The sequence below is a fragment of the Gracilibacillus suaedae genome, assembly GCF_017599345.1.
Classification (GTDB): domain Bacteria; phylum Bacillota; class Bacilli; order Bacillales; family Amphibacillaceae; genus Gracilibacillus; species Gracilibacillus suaedae.
Window position 1 is genome coordinate 1 of the sequence record NZ_JAGFVL010000048.1, and the last position, 17,111, is coordinate 17,111.

Below are 17,111 nucleotides of genomic sequence, written 5' to 3' on the forward strand. Positions count from 1 at the left end.
AGGAAAGCATTCCTGTAATAAAGCAAAATGGGTATTGAATAAAAAATACCCCCTTGGTATGATACGAGGTGTCCAAAGCTGATCAGCGAAAAGGACCCTTAATTAGAACCAAGGAGGACTATTATGTATTATAAACAAAATGAAAAAATATCACAAGTAACGGAACAAACATTAATTATCGGGATTGATATCGCCAAAAACAAACACGTTGCACGTGCGCAAGATTTTCGTGGCATACAGTTTGGAAAAGCTTTATACTTTGATAACTCATGGGAAGGCTTTGAGAGCCTCATGTGTTGGAAAGATGAATTATGCGTCCAGCATGAAAAAACGGATATTATCATGGGGATGGAACCAACGGGACATTATTGGTTACCTTTAACTTATTGGTTAAAAGGAAAACAGCTAAAAGTCGTTGTTGTCAACCCGGCTCATGTCAAGAAATCAAAAGAATTGGATGATAATTCACCAACCAAAAATGATGTAAAAGATGCCAGAGTAATATCCCGTCTCATCCAAGATGGGCGTTATTCGGAACCGAATTTACCAGAAGGTATCTATGCAGAACTGCGAGAAGGTATGAATTTGTACGAGCAATTAATAAAGGATTTTCAAGCAGTAAAAGGTCGTGTTCATCAATGGATTGACCGGTATTTTCCTGAATATACAACGGTCTTTTCCAACTGGGAAGGAAAAGCCTCTTTGGAAGTCCTCAAGATGGGATTGTTTCCGGATGAAATCGTCCAAACAGAGGACATTACCATCTTGCATGAAATTCGTAAAGCAGTCAAAAAAGGAGTGGGATTGAAAAAGATCCGACAATTAAAAGAAGTTGCCGGACATTCTGTTGGCATACAAGAAGGAAAAACCCTAGCTAGGTTAAAACTGAAAACATTAATGGAACAATATGTCCTGCTTCAAGAGAAAATAGAAGAGGCATGGGAAGTGGTAGAGGAGTTTCTAGATACCATCCCAGGCGTGAAAGAAATGGATGATATGAAAGGGGTTGGCAAGGTAACGATCGCATCATTCTATGCAGAAGTGGGCGATATAAGCAACTATACGCATCCTGAACAAATCATTAAATTGGCAGGATTAAATTTGAAACTGGCCACGTCCGGTAAATGGAAAGGCAGAACCATCATCACGAAGAGAGGGCGCCCGAAATTACGTGCTCTGTTGTTTAAAGTCATTCTGCCATTGGTGAATCACAATCCTGCATTTAAGGCAATACATGAATATTTTACGACAAGAAAAGAAAATCCATTGAAGAAAAAACAATCCTTAATTGCATTATGTTGTAAGTTAATTCGTGTATTATTTGCCATTGGAAAGAAACAAGTAGCCTTTCGTCCAGAAAAGATGTTACAGGATATCCCACATTTTCGTTTAAAAGATGCCGTATAACAAAAGATTTGGTAATGTTCTCTTCATGGAATGACAGTTATACCTAAGTGGCTTGACATGGAGCCTCTATGGGCATGATCTCCTCGCCAAGGAATCAAATGGTAAAAAATTGGCTCTGTTGGATCAGGGTATCATGCCCACCTCTCCACATCAAGCCGTGCAATGAATAGAGTGTAGTGAAAGAAAGACTACAGACGATAGTAGCGTATGAATGAAAGATTATCTTAAATAGAAACACATGAATGACATCAAGAAAACAAACACAACATCTGAAGCCACGGAGCAGCCGGCAAACTTATATACGATCGGGCAATGACCCTGGAGGAAAGCATCGCCGGCCCCACTTCATGGATAGACCGAACGAAGGAATGTATGCGCAAAGACGCTGTGAGATATGGGAGGGTTTGTCGCCATGAGTACTGTGGGAATGGAGTGCGATCATAGCACAACTAATTACCATTTTTTTCAAAACAGAAAGAATGGCTTATTAAGTACACCCTTTTTCACCATCATTCCCTAAATGATTTGGTTGACTCCAGTTATGATGTGAAGTAGTCCTTGATATGTAGATGAAATTCTAAGAAAAACAGAGTAATCAAGAGAATACGTTAGTATATAGAGGGAGTATGTAATAAGCAGCATGATAGTGTTTTTGTATCATAGGTGGTCATTTTGAAGTGATGTGTAGACGGAAAGCATCGCTCCGGCTGCCTGCTTCCCTTTCCGTGGGGTTTTTCTTGAAAGTGTCCAATAAAATAAAACTGACTATTCTTCTTCGTCTTCCCCAACTTGGAAGGTTTCGGTATAGACTGATCCGGCTATATAGGAATCTTCTTTTTTATTAGGAAGTGGGTTTGTCTTTTTCCATGCATGATAATCTTTCGAACCATCCCATTCCACTAGTATAATATAGGAATTTCCTCTAAACGGTCGCAATAATCTAGCAGCAACTATCCCGCTTATTTCATTCACTTTCTGCTTATAATCCATTTCGAAGATCGGACTTCCTTCCTCTGTAACAGGGATATGTGACAGACTGATAAAACCTTTTTCTGATAACTCTCCGACTTGTGCAATGACAAGATAATCTCTGCTTGTTTCAAAAATAGATGGATTTGTATCTTCATAGTAAGCGACGGCTTTGACATCGTTATGCATAATAATAAAAGGAAAAAAAGGATGCTTGCTCTTTAATTTCTCTAAATATAGATAGGTGCCGTTTGTCATGTAACCATTCATGATACTGCCTCCTTTATTCATTTTAGTTTTGTACTTTTTTTGCCATTATAACATTCGTCGTACAAACAGGTTTTGTGATAAAATGAAACCATTGTCGAAATTTAAGAGAAAGGTGGTGTATCAGTTTGGCTAAAGAAAAAATAAAACAGTTTATTCAGTCTGTATGGTCCTGGATCAAACGGTATAAATGGCTCTCGATTATCGTCACATCCATGTTTTTATTATCTGTATTAGGTTATCTTTTTATAATATTTGGAGGACGATTTGTTTTTGACGAGAGAGCTGTTATTTTGCCGACTGCTTCCAAAGTGGTTGCAGAGGATGGTACCGTGTTAGGGAAATTATACTCAGAAAATAGAGATTATGTCACATTAGAACAAATCCCAGACCATGTAGAAGAAGCGTTTATCGCAATGGAAGATCAGCGTTTTTATGAACATGCTGGTATTTCTTTACCCGCTGTTACACGTGCCGTTTACCGTGATATTATAACAATGAGCAAAGTGGAAGGTGGCAGTACCATAACACAGCAATTAGCTAAAAACTTGTTTTTAGTCAATGATAAAACATGGATGAGAAAAACAAAAGAAGTGATGGCATCAATTTATCTGGAACGAAATTATACCAAATCGCAAATCTTAGAACTTTATTTAAATCAAATATATTTGGCGCATGGTGTACATGGAGTAGGTACAGCTGCTGATTACTATTTTGGAAAAGATATAGAGGATTTATCAATCGAAGAAGGAGCTTTACTTGCAGCAATGGTGAAAGCACCCAATTCCTATTCCCCACATCATGATTTAGATGAGGCGAAACAACGGAGAGATCTGGTGTTACAACAAATGGCAAATGAAGGTGATATTTCAACCGAACAATTGCTAGCGTTACAAGCAACGGAAATTAAAGTAAAGGATCAAGAAGAGCAAAGAGATCCATGGTTAGACGACTATTTTGCATACGTTTTAGAGGAAGTAGAAGCTACATATGGATTGAGTCGTGAAGCATTAAAACGTGGTGGTTACACCGTGGAAGTGCATATGGATCCTGACATACAGCAAATTGCATATGATCAAATGCAAGATAGTGATTATTATCACGGATCAAATGATGCCGTTAATGGTAGCTTTGTTTTAATGGAACAAAAAACAGGTCGATTAAAAGCATTAATTGCTGGACGTGATTTTCAATTAAATGATACCAATCATCTTTTAACGAAAAAACAACCAGGCTCGGTTATGAAACCTTTAGCCGTTTATGGACCAGCAATGCAATTAGGGAACTATCAACCATATGATATGATTCCAGATCAGGATATCGAATATGATGACGGATATCGTGTTAACAATGTTGACGGGCAATTTGATGGAGAAGTAAGCATGTTTCAAGCAGTAGTAGAATCAAAGAATGCTCCTGCTGTCTGGTTATTGGATCAAATTGGTATCGATTATAGTAAATCCCTGTTGGAAAAAATGAATATTGATATGAATGATCAAGGATTGGCGATTGCTTTAGGTGGTTTAGAAAAAGGGATCACACCGATTAAGGTGGCAGAGGGCTACCGCACCTTTATTAGTGGCGGGGAATGGCTGGAAGCAAGAAGTGTTCGAGTTGTTTATAATAAAGATCAGGAAAAACTACAACCTAAAGAACGCGAAAAAGAAAATGTGTTTAATTCGCAAACAGCATGGAATATGCTGCGAATGTTAGAGGGAGTAACCAAGGATGGTACTGGTACAGCTGGTGAATATGGCAAAGCTTTGGCAGGCAAAACAGGATCAACCCAACACCCAGAAAAAGAGGATGCGGTAAAGGATGCATGGTTTGCTAGTATTACTCCTGAATATGTGACAGCAGCATGGATCGGATATGATCATGCAACAGCCGAAAATTATTTAACAACAGGTTCTGAAGCGACTACAAGATTAACAAAATCGATTTTAACCGAGATAGATAAAAGAATACTATTATCAGAAAAATTTGAACAACCTGATGATGTCGAAGATTTACCAGAACCAATACAACTCCCCGAGATTAATGATTTAACAGCATCGATTCAGTTTGGTGGTTTTTCGATATTGCAGGGCGAATTAAATTGGACAGCTTCGGAAGACAGTCGTATCATCTATCGAATTTATGAACGTGGAGAGGATGAAGATCATTTCATTGGTGAAGCGGAAGGTCAGGGAAAATATACGATTGACCGCGTTAATGTTTTTCGAACGGGTGAATATTATGTTGTACCATATAATCCATTAACCAAACAAACAGGTGAACCTTCCAATATGACGTCTTTAGAGTTTGACTTTTAACCTAAAACTAATTACAATTACTTTTTAGTTATAATAATTACAATTTAGTGAACATTTTAAAAAATACTATACAGGATCGATCAAACCTTCTATAGTAGAATAGAATGGAAAAAAAGGGTGAAATAGATGACGAAATTTAACGATACGATATTAAAAGCATTTAGAGGGGAAGAAACAGACTATACACCTGTCTGGTATATGCGACAAGCCGGTAGATCCCAGAAAGAATACCGGGAATTAAAGAAGAAATATTCTTTATTTGAAATTACCCACCAACCAGAACTCTGTGCCTATGTAACAAGGTTACCGGTGGAAATGTATAATGTCGATGCAGCGGTTTTATACAAAGATATTATGTCGCCTTTACCTGCAATTGGTGTAGATGTCGATATTCAATCAGGGATAGGTCCTGTTATTGATAATCCGATTGCATCATTACGTGATATTGAAAAATTGGGAACAATCGATCCAGAGAGTGATGTTCCTTATGTATTAGATACAATTCGCTTATTAACGAAAGAGCAGTTATATGTCCCATTAATTGGTTTTAGTGGTGCTCCTTTCACGTTAGCAAGCTACATGATTGAAGGCGGTCCATCGAAAAATTATCATAAAACAAAAGCACTCATGTACAGTGATTCCAAAGCATGGTTTGCCTTGATGGAAAAATTAGCAGATATGACCATTACTTATGTGAAAGCACAAGTAAATGCTGGCGCACAGGCTATTCAAATCTTTGATTCATGGGTCGGTGCATTAAATGTAACTGATTATCGTACTTATATTAAACCTGTGATGAACCGTATTTTTAGTGAGTTACGCGAAACGAATGTACCATTGATTATTTTTGGTGTGGGTGCTAGCCACTTGATGAAAGAATGGAATGACCTACCTGTTGATGTTATTGGTCTTGATTGGCGGATGTCGATCACAGAAGCACGCGAGCTAGATATAACAAAAGCACTACAAGGAAATCTTGATCCAGCCTTTTTGCTAGCAGATTGGGAAGTAGTGGAGGAAAAAGCAAAACAAATCATTGATGAAGGAAAAGCACACCCTAGTCATGTTTTTAACCTAGGACATGGTGTTACGCCTGAAATCAGTCCAGATCGATTAAAGAAATTAACAACATTTATACATGAATATTCGAAAAAATAAGAAAGGATGTCTCATCATGGCAAAGAAAAGAGTAGGATTACTTGTAATGGCATATGGTACGCCATATAAAGAAGCAGATATTGAACGATATTACACACACATTCGTCACGGACGTAAACCAACCAAAGAAATGCTAGAGGATTTAACAGAGCGTTATCAAGCAATTGGTGGTATTTCCCCATTGGCACGAATCACCGAAGAACAGGCACAAAGCTTACAAGACCAAGCAAATGAAATCCAGGATGATGTAGAATTTGTTTACTATTTAGGCTTAAAACATATCGAACCTTTTATCGAAGATGCGGTACAGCAAATGGCAGAAGACGGAATTGATGAAGCTATTTCTATTGTACTTGCTCCACACTACTCTACATTTAGTGTCAAAGCCTACAATGGTAGGGCGAAAGAAGAAGCAGATAAACATGGTATCGCGATTAAATCAGTAGAAAGCTGGTATGATGCAGAAGGCTTTATTAACTATTGGGCAGATGCTATTACAAAAGAATATGAAAAAATTGATGATAAAGAGAAAGCGGTATTGATTGTTTCTGCTCATAGTTTACCAGAGAAGATTTTACAAAACGGTGACCCATATCCGAAACAATTAGAACGTACAGCTACATTAATTCAAGAAAAAACAGGTATCGCAAATGTTGAAATTGGTTGGCAAAGTGAAGGAAACACGCCAGATCCTTGGTTAGGACCAGATGTACAGGATCTAACTCGTGATCTTTTTGAACAGAAAGGATATCAATCATTCATTTATGCACCGGTTGGATTCGTAGCTGATCACTTAGAAGTATTGTATGACAATGATTATGAATGTAAAGTTGTTTGTGAGGAAATTGGCGCAGCTTATTATCGTCCACCAATGCCAAATGTAAACCCAACGTTTATCCACACGCTAGCAGGAATTGTAGTAGACAAATTCCAGAGTGATAGCGAGTCATGAAGAAAATAACGGTGATAGGCGGCGGTATAGCGGGGCTTACTGCCGCTTACTATTTAGACCAGAAGATTAAAGAACAGAATTTGGATTATCAGCTTCAGCTTTTAGAAGCGAGTAATCGTTTAGGTGGCAAAATTAATACAGAAAGACGGGATGGTTTTACGATCGAACGTGGCCCTGATTCTTTTTTAATTCGTAAACAATCAGCTGAACGCTTAGCTCGAAATGTTGGCATTGGTGACAAGTTAGTTAAGAACGGAACAGGTAAATCCTATATTTTAGTTGGAGATCAGCTTCATAGTATGCCTCAAGGCTCTTTTATGGGTATACCAACCCAAGTCCGCCCATTTTTAAAGTCAAGTTTATTTAGCGTAACAGGCAAACTTCGTGCAGGTATGGATTTTGTGTTGCCTAAAGGTGAAGTACAAGACGATCAGTCATTAGGAAAGTTCTTCAGACGACGATTAGGAGACGAAGTGGTTGAGAATTTAATTGAACCTTTATTATCAGGTATTTATGCTGGTGATTTAGATGATTTAAGTTTGATGGCAACATTTCCGAATTTTTATCACTTGGAACAAGAGCATCGCAGTCTCATTCGCGGACTGCAAAAAACAACGCCAGTACCGAAACAACCAAGTGGTAAGAAGAAAAGTATGTTTTATAGCTTGGAAGGTGGACTGGCAACATTAGTAGAAGCGATTGAAGCGTCATTGTCAGAAGGCATTGTCCAAAAGGGGAGAGCAGTTAATAAGATTACCAGATCTGAAGATGGCTACGAATTAGAGTTAAAAGGTGGTTCTATATTATCATCTGATGTTATTTTAATTGCTACGCCTTATCCCGTGATGAAACATATGCTCAAACCCTATGATTTTGTAGCAGATCTGCATAATATGAAAGCTACTTCTGTTGCTAATGTGGCATTAGCGTTTGATCAATCTGCCATTAAGGAAGATATTGATGGTACTGGATTTGTGGTATCCCGTAATAGTAACTATCGTATTACTGCTTGTACATGGACACACAAAAAATGGCCGGGTACCGCTGCACCGGCAGGAAAAGCATTACTAAGATGCTATGTTGGACGTCCAGGTGATGAAGAAGTAGTGGATCTTTCTGATGAAGCATTAGAAGAAATTGTTTTACATGATTTAAACAAAATAATGAAAATTGACGGTGATCCTTTGTTTTCTGTCGTATCTCGCTGGAAAGATGCGATGCCACAATATAGCATTGGTCATAAGCACGTAGTAGAAAATTTGGAGAATAGTCTTGCTTCAGAACTTCCTGGTGTATTCGTAGCAGGTAGCCCATATCGAGGCATCGGAATCCCAGACTGTATCGATCAAGGAGAAGCAGCTGTTGAGAAAATAATAGATTATTTAGCAGAGTAACTTTAAGTGCTCTGCTTTTTCGGCTATATCCAGGGAAGAGAAGGAGATATCCCTGGAAGGGCTGTCCTGTTCCGAGGAAAAAGCCTTCTCTTCCAGGGATAATCGGCTATATCCAGGGAAGGGAAGGAAATATCCTCGGAAGGGCTGTCCTGTTCCGAGGAAAAAGCCTTCTCTTCCAGGGATAATCGGCTATATCCAGGGAAGGGAAGGAAATATCCTCGGAAGCGCCGTCCTGTTCCGAGGAAAAAGCCTTCTCTTCCGGGGATAAACGATTATATCTAGGGAAGGGAAGTGGGTAGCCGGAGTGGCGGTTATGATCACGATACATGTCAAAATTACTTCATAGGTGACTGTACATTTAGTTTCGAACAAACAGTATTTTCATTACTTCGCAGTATGTATCAACTGTGTAATAGTACAAGTTTTTAGACTACAAAAAAAAGCAGCTACTTTAATAGCTGCAGGTGTCTGTCTTTTACATATATCTTGATTAATTGGATGGGAATGTTCATCATCCTTGTTCAGCAGGATAAGAAGGATGAAAGAAACGAAAGATATGGTTGTAAAAGACGTAACAGGTTAGATGGCGGGATGACTGCAGCTGTCGCAGATGTTATGATAACAATCTGCTTGTTCTACAATATCATTTCCGCACTTACTACACTTTTTTCTGGGAATGTTGCGAAAGAATTCAACGATGCTCTTCATAACGGACCTCCCAAAAGCGTGTCGTATTATTATTGTATTATAACAAGTGTAAAAAATCAACTATTTGTATTAGTACAATATCATAAAAATTGTTTTATCTTTTTAATTCTTTTATACTTGTAGTGAAAATCAGCCAACAATAGGAGTGAAAGAACATATGAAATTTATCGACAATAAAGGAATTACCGATCCATATATTAATCTAGCTATTGAGGAGTATATACTTAAAAACTTCGGTGAGGAAGATACATATTTATTATTTTATATAAATGGACCATCCATCATTATCGGGAAAAATCAGAACACTGTTGAAGAAATCAATACGGATTATGTGGATGAACATGGTATCAAAGTTGTTCGGCGCTTGTCTGGTGGTGGTGCAGTATATCATGACGAAGGTAACTTGAACTTCAGTTTTATCACAAAAGACGATGGTGACAGTTTCCACAACTTCGCTAAATTCACTGAACCAGTAGTAGAAGCGTTGAAAAAATTAGGGGTTCCAGCAGAATTAAAGGGACGTAACGATTTAGTTGCCGATGGACGTAAAATTTCAGGGAATGCCCAGTTCACGACTAAAGGACGTATGTTCAGTCATGGGACATTAATGTATGATTCAGAAATCGAAAATGTTGTACGTTCTCTTAATGTAAAAACCGAAAAAATTAAATCAAAAGGAATAAAATCAATCCGTAGCCGTGTTGCTAACATTTCTGAATTTATGGACGAGAAATTATCGATGGATGATTTGAAGGCACATATACTCAAGCATGTTTTTGATGTCGAAAACGTGAAAGAAGTTCCACAATACGTGTTAACAGATGAAGATTGGGACAACATCCATCAATTATCAAAAGAACGTTACCAAAAATGGGAATGGAATTATGGCAAATCACCGAAATTTAATATTCAGCACTCTCATAAGTTTGACAGTGGTTTGGTAGACGTTCGACTTGATGTTCATAAAGGTATTATTGAACAATGTACAATCTATGGGGATTTCTTCGGTGTCGGTGATGTCAAAGAATTAGAAGATCAATTACAAGGTGTTCGCTATGAGCGCCAGGCAATTGATGAAGTGTTAAGTGACTTAGATGTTTCCCACTACTTAGGGAAAATTACAAAAGAAGACTTCTTAGGGCTTATATATTAGCGTAAAAAATCCTCTTATCTTAGTTTGATGGGAGGATTTTTTAATTTAATTTAATCCTGTTTTTTGAGTTTTTTTAAAAAAAGATAAAATGTTAAGATTAAAAATACAAATTTTATCCATATAATAGTAATAACTTTTATGTTTAGGGGCTTATATTGATGAAAAAATGGATGATAGGATATACAGTATATGCAATGCTGATTTTTCTCTACTTTTATTATTTTTATCCACTTACATCATTTAGTGATACACGTTATGGAGCATTAGCACACGCCTTTTTCTTTGCCATGTGGCCATTACAGCTATTGATGTTATACATGCTAATCAAGAAAACAAATTTGATGGAACAACTGGAACAAATTCGATCAGAAATAAAAAAGGTGCTGTTATATGTTACATTACTTACCGTGTTAGATTATCTGATCCATTTTCCTTTTCGCTTTCTCTGGTATAGGATCGGGGTAAAAGAAGGAATTGGGACTCAAGGATTTCTTTCATGGCTAGTTGAACAATTATTACATACGGGAATGTTGTGGTTATCCCTTTCGTTCATTATCTTAATTACACGAACCGTTATGAAAAGATGGCCGAAAATCTGGGGAATGATTCTTTGGTTCCTTGCGATCCCGGTAGTCTTGTTCATTGTTTTTGTGCAACCGATTTGGATTGATCCACTTTTTGATGATTTCAGCCTATTGCCAGAAGGAGAGTTGCGAGAAGAAATCGAAACCTTAACTGCAGATGCAGGAATTAATGATGCCACACTACTCGTCGTTAATAAAAGCGAGAAAGTGTCAACCTATAATGCTTATGTGACAGGTATTTTTAATCATGCTCGTATTGTATTATGGGACACCACCATTGCTGGCATGCAACAGAGTGAAATTCTATTTATTATGGCCCATGAGATCGCGCATTACATCTATCATCACGTTTACTGGGGAGTTGGTTTATACCTTTTGTTAACACTTGTTGTATTAATTGTATTACAACAGTGGACTCGCTCTTGGACAAGTATCTACTCTCTAACATCTTTAACTAAACTATTATTATTAACAGTTGCTATACTTATGCTTTTGCAGCCTCTGTCACTCTGGGTATCTAGAGAAATGGAAAATCAAGCAGATCAATATGCGATTAATCATACGGAAGATTTATATCCAGCATTGACAAGCTATAGACAACTTGCTGAACAATCGAAAGCAGATATTTCTCCAGCTCTATGGATTCGATGGTTCCGTTCTAGTCATCCATCAATAGCGGATCGTATCGAACGAATCAAAAAAGAAATAGAAAATCGTGAAACGAACCTGTAATTTGATTCGTATATATAGTAGAGGTGGTTGAATTGGATAGTTATTATCAAAAAATAGTAAAAGCTCAAGAAGATAAGCGCAAGTTAAATCGATTAAAACATGAACGAAAAGAATTAGCAGTTGAATTAGAAAAATTGGAGAAGCAAAAGCAGGAATTCTATCAACAATTGCAAAATGAGAAAGTGGATGTCGAAAAACTAGAATCCTTTAGTGTAGCGAATATTTTTTATTCGATCACTGGTCAAAAGTTAGAAAAACTTGATGAAGAGAAACAAGAAGTCGCAAGAGCACAATTACGCTACCAGGAAGCGAAAGCGTCTGTTCAGGACTTGCAAGAGGATATATCCGCATTAGATCAGCAAATTCGTGAATTGGGAGAGCCTGATGTTCGTTATCAGCATCTTTTAGAAGAGAAATATCATCACTTGTTAGATACCAACCATGAAAGTGGTCAACAAGCACTTGAAGTATTAGAAAAATTGGGAAACATGCAAGATGAGAAATCTGAAATTGCCGAAGCGATTGATGCAGGAGAAAAAGTAAAACGTGCTTTATCATCAGCTCTATCTTCACTAGATAGTGCGAAAAACTGGGGAACAGCGGATATGTTTGGCGGTGGCTTAATTTCGACTTCTTTAAAACATAGTCATATTGATGACGCCAAGCAAGCTACACATGATGCCCAACGGTTATTACGAAAGTTTTCACATGAGTTAAATGATATTGGCAAATCATTTCAGGCAAATGTCGAGATTTCTGGCGGTTTAACTTTTGCTGATTACTTTTTTGACGGTCTTATCATGGACTGGTTTGTGCAAGACAAAATCAACCAATCAGAACAACAAGTCAGTGAAATGTACCAAAAAGTTGATGAGACGATTTCGCAATTAAAGCGTCTCAACCAAGATGTTAATAACACCATCGATCAAGCAAATCATAAATGGGAACAGATTATATATCATGCATCTTAAGTGAGACCCTCGATTGGAAGTCGAGGGTCTTTTCGATCCGACACTTTTGTGCACGAAAAGTCGGAAGAGCTTCTTTTTTTTCTGCTATTGTTGAGTCAAGGAGGTCATGTTCATGAGTGGATTACGAGAAATGAACAAGGCATTGGAATATATCGAGGAGAATTTAACCAATGAAATAGATTACACAAAAATAGCGAGCATGGCCTATTGCTCTGAATACCATTTTAAGCGAATGTTTTCTTTTCTGGCAGGTATTACTTTATCGGAATATATTCGCCGTCGACGCTTAACTGTCGCAGCATTTGACCTACAAAATAGCGATGCTAGAGTAATTGATATTGCCATAAAATATGGTTATCAATCTCCTGATTCCTTTGCTAGAGCATTTCGCGGTTTGCACGGCATTAAACCGTCAGAAGCAAAACAGCATGGTTCACCACTGAAGTCTTTTCCAAAAATGACCTTCCGATTATCAATTGAAGGAGGAAATGAGATGAACTATCGTATCGAGGAAAAGGAACCCTTCCGAATCGTTGGTGTAAAAAAACGGGTACCAATTATTTTTGAAGGAGAGAATCCAGAGATCACCGCCATGTGGAAATCATTGAACAAGGAGAAAATGGAGCAATTGGAAGAGCTCTCGAACACAGAACCTGATGGGATCATTCAAGCATCCACTAATTTCTCAGAAGGACGTATGGAAGAAAAAGGTGAACTAGATCATTATATTGGGGTTGCTACAACAGAAGAGTGCCCAGAACAATGGAGTTCATTAGAGGTTCCGGCCTTTACTTGGGCAGTTTTCGAATCAATTGGTCCGTTCCCACAACATTTGCAGGAGACATGGGGGGAAATTTACGCTGAATGGTTCCCATCATCCAATTATCAGCAAATGAAAGGTCCGGAGATTCTTTGGAATGAAAATAGCGATTTTGATTCGCCAGACTTTAAAAGTGAGATTTGGATACCTGTAGAGAGGCAATAACGGGGTGCTCAAACATTCCTCGAGGACAAAAGAAGGCGAAAACGATAAAAAGAGTCTTCGAGAACCACTCTCGAGGACAAAAGAAAGCGAAAACGATAAAAAGAGTCTTCGAGAACCACTCTCGAGGACAAAAGAAGGCGAAAATGATAAAAAGAGTCTTCGAGAACTACTCTCGAGGACAAAAGAAGGCGAAAATGATAAAAAGAGTCTTCGAGAACCACTCTCGAGGACAAAAGAAGGCGAAAATGATAAAAAGAGTCTTCGAGAACCGCTCTCAAGGACAAAAGAAAGCGAAAATGATAAAAAGAGTCTTCGAGAACCACTCTCGAAGACAAAAAAGAGCAAAACGAAAAAAGTTCTCTCGTGAAAGAATGAAGGACAATGTGTATGTGTATCCTTCATTCTTTATTTTACTTGGGCTATGGTAATGCCATCGCCAATCGGAACAAGTATGGATTCTAATTGTGGATGATCTGCGACTGTTTGATTAAACTCCTTCATCAATGTGGTATAACGTTTGGAGTCCACCTCATCATCAGCGACACTACCTCTTACCAACACATTATCGATAGCAATCACAGCATTGGGTTCCGCCAGCTTAATGCATCGTTCCAGATAATTCGGATAATTACCTTTATCGGCATCAATAAAGAAAAAGTCAAATCGTTTATTTTTTGCTTCCAGTTTTTCAAGACTTTTTAAAGCAGGACCTGTTAAGTATGTAACCTGGTCTTTGAAACCTGCTTTAGCGAGGTTACTTTCTGCTAACTTTGCATATTTTTCCTCTAATTCTAAAGAGGTGAGCGAGCCATTTGGTCCAAAACCTCTTGCAAGACATATCCCACTATATCCACCAAGTGCTCCAATTTCCAGCACATGTTTAGCACCTGAAATCGACACTAACATCGTTAAAAATTTCCCAGAAGAAGCTGATACTGAAATATTAGGCATCCCATTTTTCTTGATGGAGGTAATCACTTCTTCCAGTAAACTATCTTGCGGATTAAAAACGGAGTCAATATACTGATTAATTTTCTTCATTCTGTTCACATCCCTTTTGGTTGTGTGTTTCTGTTTCATCTAATTCAAACAGCTGTTTAAATTCTTCCATCATCATATCAATTGCCTTTAATTCACCGACTAATATTTGTTGGATGGATTGAAATTCGGGTTGCTCCAATTGTTGTTGAATAGTCGAGCGCTTTAAAAGTCTTGTGGAGAAACACAAGACTTTTTTGGTTACTTATCTATATGACTCTGTAAATCATTCTTTAGTTTTTCTAAGAAGCTTGGTTCTAATTCAACATAGTAAATCTCATCTTCAACGAAAGTGTTTAATCCTTCTTCCAACTGTATTATATCATATTGGTATGATTTCTTTTTCATTTGATTGAACACATCATCAGTTAGATTTGTTTGATGGTGAGAAATAAGCTCTATTAATTCAGGAAACTTTTGATCCTTCTCTAATAGATTGGCAAGATTATTTTGTTCTTCGATTTCATATTTTTTATTTTCATTATCAATTCCTAATAATTGAAATATTTCATCCATCGGCATCAAAGCATAGTAATCAATCGGAATATCTAAATAATTAGACACAGTTTTCACGCTCGCTGCTGGGTCGTTATCATGAGCTCTCACATGTAATAGCTTTGTTTTTTCAAGCTTTTCACCTTCACCATTATACCTGTCAACATATAAATCACGGGGAAGGGAAACTACTTTTACACTTTCCTTATCGAAATTAAAGGTAAGCAGAAGATTAAAAGGGTTTCTGTGTCTATCTGTATCCTCACCCATTAGCAATAAAACAGAATCCCAATCTCCTTCTTCTGTTGATGTGATACTTTTGTCTGCGTCTGAATTTTGTTTTTCGTTAAGAATAAGAGATGGGATTAACGCAATAGCTAAAATAAACACTGCAATAGTTGCCATGATAGGCACTATTGGACGTGTAATATTACGTTTTTGATGATGTTGAACTGTTGCTTGGTTACGAATTTTTCGGATTGTTTGTTCCCTGTCTTCTTTCGTAAACGTTAAATCTTCCTGATTGAAGTAAGAGGATAATTCTTTCTCAAATTTGTTACCCATAGATATTTTCCTCCTTCATTATATTTTTTAATTGCTGTTTTGCCCGCCTTAGTCTAGTTTTCACCGTATTAAGGTTAACTTCTGTAATGATCGCTATTTCTTCCATTGTGAAAGATTTGTAGTAATAAAGAAAAATCACCTCTCGATACTTTTTTGACAGTGAAAAAATACAGTCCTTAATTTCGTTTTGTTCCTCCGCTTCCATTACCTTACTTTCAGCTGAGAATATCGTCAGCGTATTTTCCAAAAAGTTTTTTGCTTGTACTTTTCGGTTATGCCAGCTCCTGAGATGGTCCTTACATTCATTGATAGCAATCCGGTATAACCATGTTTTAATGGATGCGTCATTTCTAAATTGCTCAAGGTTTTGATAACACTTTACAAAGGTGTTCTGAACCATGTCTTTAGCTAACTCTTTATCTTTCACATATTGGAAAGCTAACCGTACTAAATCATCACCGTAGTTTATCATGGTTTCTTCTAATAATTGTTCTTTTTCCAGTTCTGTCATTACACCACTCTTCTCTAATTTATCTTACTTTCGCACATTGGACGAAAGCGATATTTAAATAGTTTCAAAATATAAGAAAACTCCAAAAGAAGCCTTCATGATAAAGGCTTCCTACTTTTCATTTTGGTAGTTACCATTTTAGTTAAAAAAGCACCTGCAAATGCCAAAAACCCATAGATGAAAATCCAGAAACCAAAAGATCTGTTAAACCATACAATGGCAGCTATGATTCCAAGCAGTATTACTAGAATAATAGGTGCAGAGAGGTTCTTAAATATTAAGTAACCAACGCCCCCAAGTATAATAGATATGATAGGGAATATGAAAATGATCAATGGAATAGTAAGCATACCATTTCCTCCTGAATATCGGTGTCACTTAAAGTTGCTTGTTGCTTTGCTTTATTAGTTGATTTTGTCATAGACATTCCCCTTTCACTTAGGTTTTATCGTTGTAACTAACTGTTCCTGATCCGTAATATAAAAATCCATTTCTGGTCGTTCGTTGATTAAGTTAAGTTGTTCTAGTTTAAAAAAATTTACTCTGTGATAGGGATCATGATCAATGATCGGTAATTCATTTTTTTGTGCGATATATTGATCGACTGCTTGCTGAACTAGATCCAAGGCTTGTGCGATATGCTTATCTTCTTCCTCAAACAAGTCATAGGTTTCTTTTGACATGTAGTATTTTTTTGATGGAATCGCCTTCAAAATCGGAGCTAGTAAAGTATAGTCTAGCGATAAGTCGTCCTTGATCAATATTTTCAATGGAATATTTGGAGGTAAGTCTCTACTGTACTCATGAATAGCGGACCGGACTTCTTCTAATGATATGTCTCTTGTTGGGAACTTTTTCGCTTCTTTTCTTTTTTTCTTAAACCACAATTAATTCACCTCACTTAATTT

17 protein-coding genes and 1 pseudogene are annotated in these 17,111 nt (G+C 37.3%); 10 read left to right on the forward strand and 8 right to left on the reverse strand.

The genetic code is table 11. The features are described from left to right. The first annotated feature begins 123 nt into the window (after positions 1-123). Complete coding sequence (locus J5J03_RS14250; RefSeq protein ID WP_208587795.1) at positions 124-1,407, forward strand: IS110 family RNA-guided transposase; 1,284 nt, start codon at positions 124-126, stop codon at positions 1,405-1,407. Between the two features lie 765 nt (positions 1,408-2,172). Here the strand turns inward: J5J03_RS14250 and J5J03_RS14255 are convergent. Then, positions 2,173-2,646, reverse strand: coding sequence for an antibiotic biosynthesis monooxygenase (locus tag J5J03_RS14255; RefSeq protein WP_208590412.1), 474 nt, complete (start codon positions 2,644-2,646; stop codon positions 2,173-2,175). A gap of 125 nt (positions 2,647-2,771) precedes the next feature. Between J5J03_RS14255 and J5J03_RS14260 the strand changes: the two genes are divergently transcribed. The 4 genes from J5J03_RS14260 to hemY all read left to right on the forward strand — a co-directional run bounded on the left by J5J03_RS14260 (position 2,772) and on the right by hemY (position 8,462). Then, positions 2,772-4,958 carry a transglycosylase domain-containing protein gene (locus J5J03_RS14260; protein WP_208590414.1) on the forward strand — a complete coding sequence of 729 codons (2,187 nt, stop codon included), beginning with the start codon at positions 2,772-2,774 and terminating at the stop codon, positions 4,956-4,958. Positions 4,959-5,084: 126 nt separating this feature from the next. Then, complete coding sequence (gene hemE, locus J5J03_RS14265; protein ID WP_208590416.1) at positions 5,085-6,116, forward strand: uroporphyrinogen decarboxylase; 1,032 nt, start codon at positions 5,085-5,087, stop codon at positions 6,114-6,116. Between the two features lie 16 nt (positions 6,117-6,132). After that, the gene (gene hemH / locus J5J03_RS14270) at positions 6,133-7,068 is read left to right on the forward strand and encodes a ferrochelatase (protein WP_208590418.1); all 936 of its coding nucleotides are present in this window, start codon (positions 6,133-6,135) and stop codon (positions 7,066-7,068) included. Then, positions 7,065-8,462 carry a protoporphyrinogen oxidase gene (hemY, locus tag J5J03_RS14275; RefSeq protein ID WP_208590420.1) on the forward strand — a complete coding sequence of 466 codons (1,398 nt, stop codon included), beginning with the start codon at positions 7,065-7,067 and terminating at the stop codon, positions 8,460-8,462. Before hemH ends, hemY begins: the two co-directional genes overlap by 4 nt. A 579-nt stretch (positions 8,463-9,041) precedes the next feature. Here hemY and yhfH read toward each other — a convergent pair. Continuing rightward, positions 9,042-9,170 (reverse strand): protein YhfH, encoded by a 129-nt coding sequence (gene yhfH / locus J5J03_RS14280; protein WP_208590421.1) that lies wholly within the window; start codon positions 9,168-9,170, stop codon positions 9,042-9,044. Positions 9,171-9,327: 157 nt separating this feature from the next. Here yhfH and J5J03_RS14285 point away from each other — a divergent pair, with 157 nt between their 5' ends. The 5 genes from J5J03_RS14285 (at position 9,328) to J5J03_RS14305 (ending at position 13,962) form a co-directional block, all read left to right on the forward strand. Continuing rightward, on the forward strand, positions 9,328-10,323 hold the full coding sequence (locus J5J03_RS14285; RefSeq protein ID WP_208590422.1) for a lipoate--protein ligase: 996 nt from the start codon (positions 9,328-9,330) through the stop codon (positions 10,321-10,323). Positions 10,324-10,481: 158 nt separating this feature from the next. Beyond that, on the forward strand, positions 10,482-11,639 hold the full coding sequence (locus J5J03_RS14290) for a M48 family metalloprotease (protein ID WP_208590423.1): 1,158 nt from the start codon (positions 10,482-10,484) through the stop codon (positions 11,637-11,639). 32 nt (positions 11,640-11,671) lie between these two features. Further along, complete coding sequence (locus tag J5J03_RS14295; RefSeq protein WP_208590424.1) at positions 11,672-12,610, forward strand: hypothetical protein; 939 nt, start codon at positions 11,672-11,674, stop codon at positions 12,608-12,610. Positions 12,611-12,722: 112 nt separating this feature from the next. Then, positions 12,723-13,595: an AraC family transcriptional regulator gene (locus tag J5J03_RS14300; protein ID WP_208590425.1), complete on the forward strand. Its 873-nt coding sequence runs from the start codon at positions 12,723-12,725 to the stop codon at positions 13,593-13,595. Between the two features lie 4 nt (positions 13,596-13,599). Beyond that, positions 13,600-13,962 carry a hypothetical protein gene (locus tag J5J03_RS14305; RefSeq protein WP_208590426.1) on the forward strand — a complete coding sequence of 121 codons (363 nt, stop codon included), beginning with the start codon at positions 13,600-13,602 and terminating at the stop codon, positions 13,960-13,962. A 38-nt stretch (positions 13,963-14,000) separates the two neighbouring features. Here J5J03_RS14305 and J5J03_RS14310 read toward each other — a convergent pair whose 3' ends face one another. The 6 genes and pseudogenes from J5J03_RS14310 to J5J03_RS14335 form a co-directional block, all read right to left on the reverse strand. Then, complete coding sequence (locus J5J03_RS14310) at positions 14,001-14,636, reverse strand: O-methyltransferase (RefSeq protein WP_208590427.1); 636 nt, start codon at positions 14,634-14,636, stop codon at positions 14,001-14,003. After that, positions 14,623-14,802: pseudogene (locus J5J03_RS14315) on the reverse strand (hypothetical protein); the annotation flags it as partial. The gene J5J03_RS14310 and the pseudogene J5J03_RS14315, both read right to left, overlap by 14 nt. Positions 14,803-14,834: 32 nt before the next feature. Then, complete coding sequence (locus J5J03_RS14320) at positions 14,835-15,692, reverse strand: LCP family glycopolymer transferase (protein WP_208590428.1); 858 nt, start codon at positions 15,690-15,692, stop codon at positions 14,835-14,837. Continuing rightward, positions 15,685-16,203: a sigma-70 family RNA polymerase sigma factor gene (locus J5J03_RS14325; RefSeq protein ID WP_208590429.1), complete on the reverse strand. Its 519-nt coding sequence runs from the start codon at positions 16,201-16,203 to the stop codon at positions 15,685-15,687. The genes J5J03_RS14320 and J5J03_RS14325 overlap by 8 nt, the downstream gene beginning before the upstream one ends. A 95-nt stretch (positions 16,204-16,298) precedes the next feature. Then, complete coding sequence (locus tag J5J03_RS14330) at positions 16,299-16,553, reverse strand: DUF2651 family protein (RefSeq protein WP_208590430.1); 255 nt, start codon at positions 16,551-16,553, stop codon at positions 16,299-16,301. Between the two features lie 84 nt (positions 16,554-16,637). Then, positions 16,638-17,090: a DUF3939 domain-containing protein gene (locus J5J03_RS14335; protein ID WP_208590431.1), complete on the reverse strand. Its 453-nt coding sequence runs from the start codon at positions 17,088-17,090 to the stop codon at positions 16,638-16,640. Between the last annotated feature and the right edge of the window lie 21 nt (positions 17,091-17,111).

Excerpts from the sequence above, each read along its gene's own strand:
- J5J03_RS14330 (WP_208590430.1), bottom strand. The coding sequence starts at position 16,553 with ATGCTTACTATTCCATTGATCATTTTCATATTCCCTATCATATCTATT.
- J5J03_RS14300 (WP_208590425.1), top strand. The coding sequence starts at position 12,723 with ATGAGTGGATTACGAGAAATGAACAAGGCATTGGAATATATCGAGGAG.
- J5J03_RS14250 (WP_208587795.1), top strand. The coding sequence starts at position 124 with ATGTATTATAAACAAAATGAAAAAATATCACAAGTAACGGAACAAACA.
- J5J03_RS14310 (WP_208590427.1), bottom strand. The coding sequence starts at position 14,636 with ATGAAGAAAATTAATCAGTATATTGACTCCGTTTTTAATCCGCAAGAT.
- hemE (WP_208590416.1), top strand. The coding sequence starts at position 5,085 with ATGACGAAATTTAACGATACGATATTAAAAGCATTTAGAGGGGAAGAA.
- hemY (WP_208590420.1), top strand. The coding sequence starts at position 7,065 with ATGAAGAAAATAACGGTGATAGGCGGCGGTATAGCGGGGCTTACTGCC.
- J5J03_RS14320 (WP_208590428.1), bottom strand. The coding sequence starts at position 15,692 with ATGGGTAACAAATTTGAGAAAGAATTATCCTCTTACTTCAATCAGGAA.
- hemH (WP_208590418.1), top strand. The coding sequence starts at position 6,133 with ATGGCAAAGAAAAGAGTAGGATTACTTGTAATGGCATATGGTACGCCA.
- J5J03_RS14285 (WP_208590422.1), top strand. The coding sequence starts at position 9,328 with ATGAAATTTATCGACAATAAAGGAATTACCGATCCATATATTAATCTA.
- J5J03_RS14255 (WP_208590412.1), bottom strand. The coding sequence starts at position 2,646 with ATGAATGGTTACATGACAAACGGCACCTATCTATATTTAGAGAAATTA.
- yhfH (WP_208590421.1), bottom strand. The coding sequence starts at position 9,170 with ATGAAGAGCATCGTTGAATTCTTTCGCAACATTCCCAGAAAAAAGTGT.
- J5J03_RS14290 (WP_208590423.1), top strand. The coding sequence starts at position 10,482 with ATGAAAAAATGGATGATAGGATATACAGTATATGCAATGCTGATTTTT.
- J5J03_RS14325 (WP_208590429.1), bottom strand. The coding sequence starts at position 16,203 with ATGACAGAACTGGAAAAAGAACAATTATTAGAAGAAACCATGATAAAC.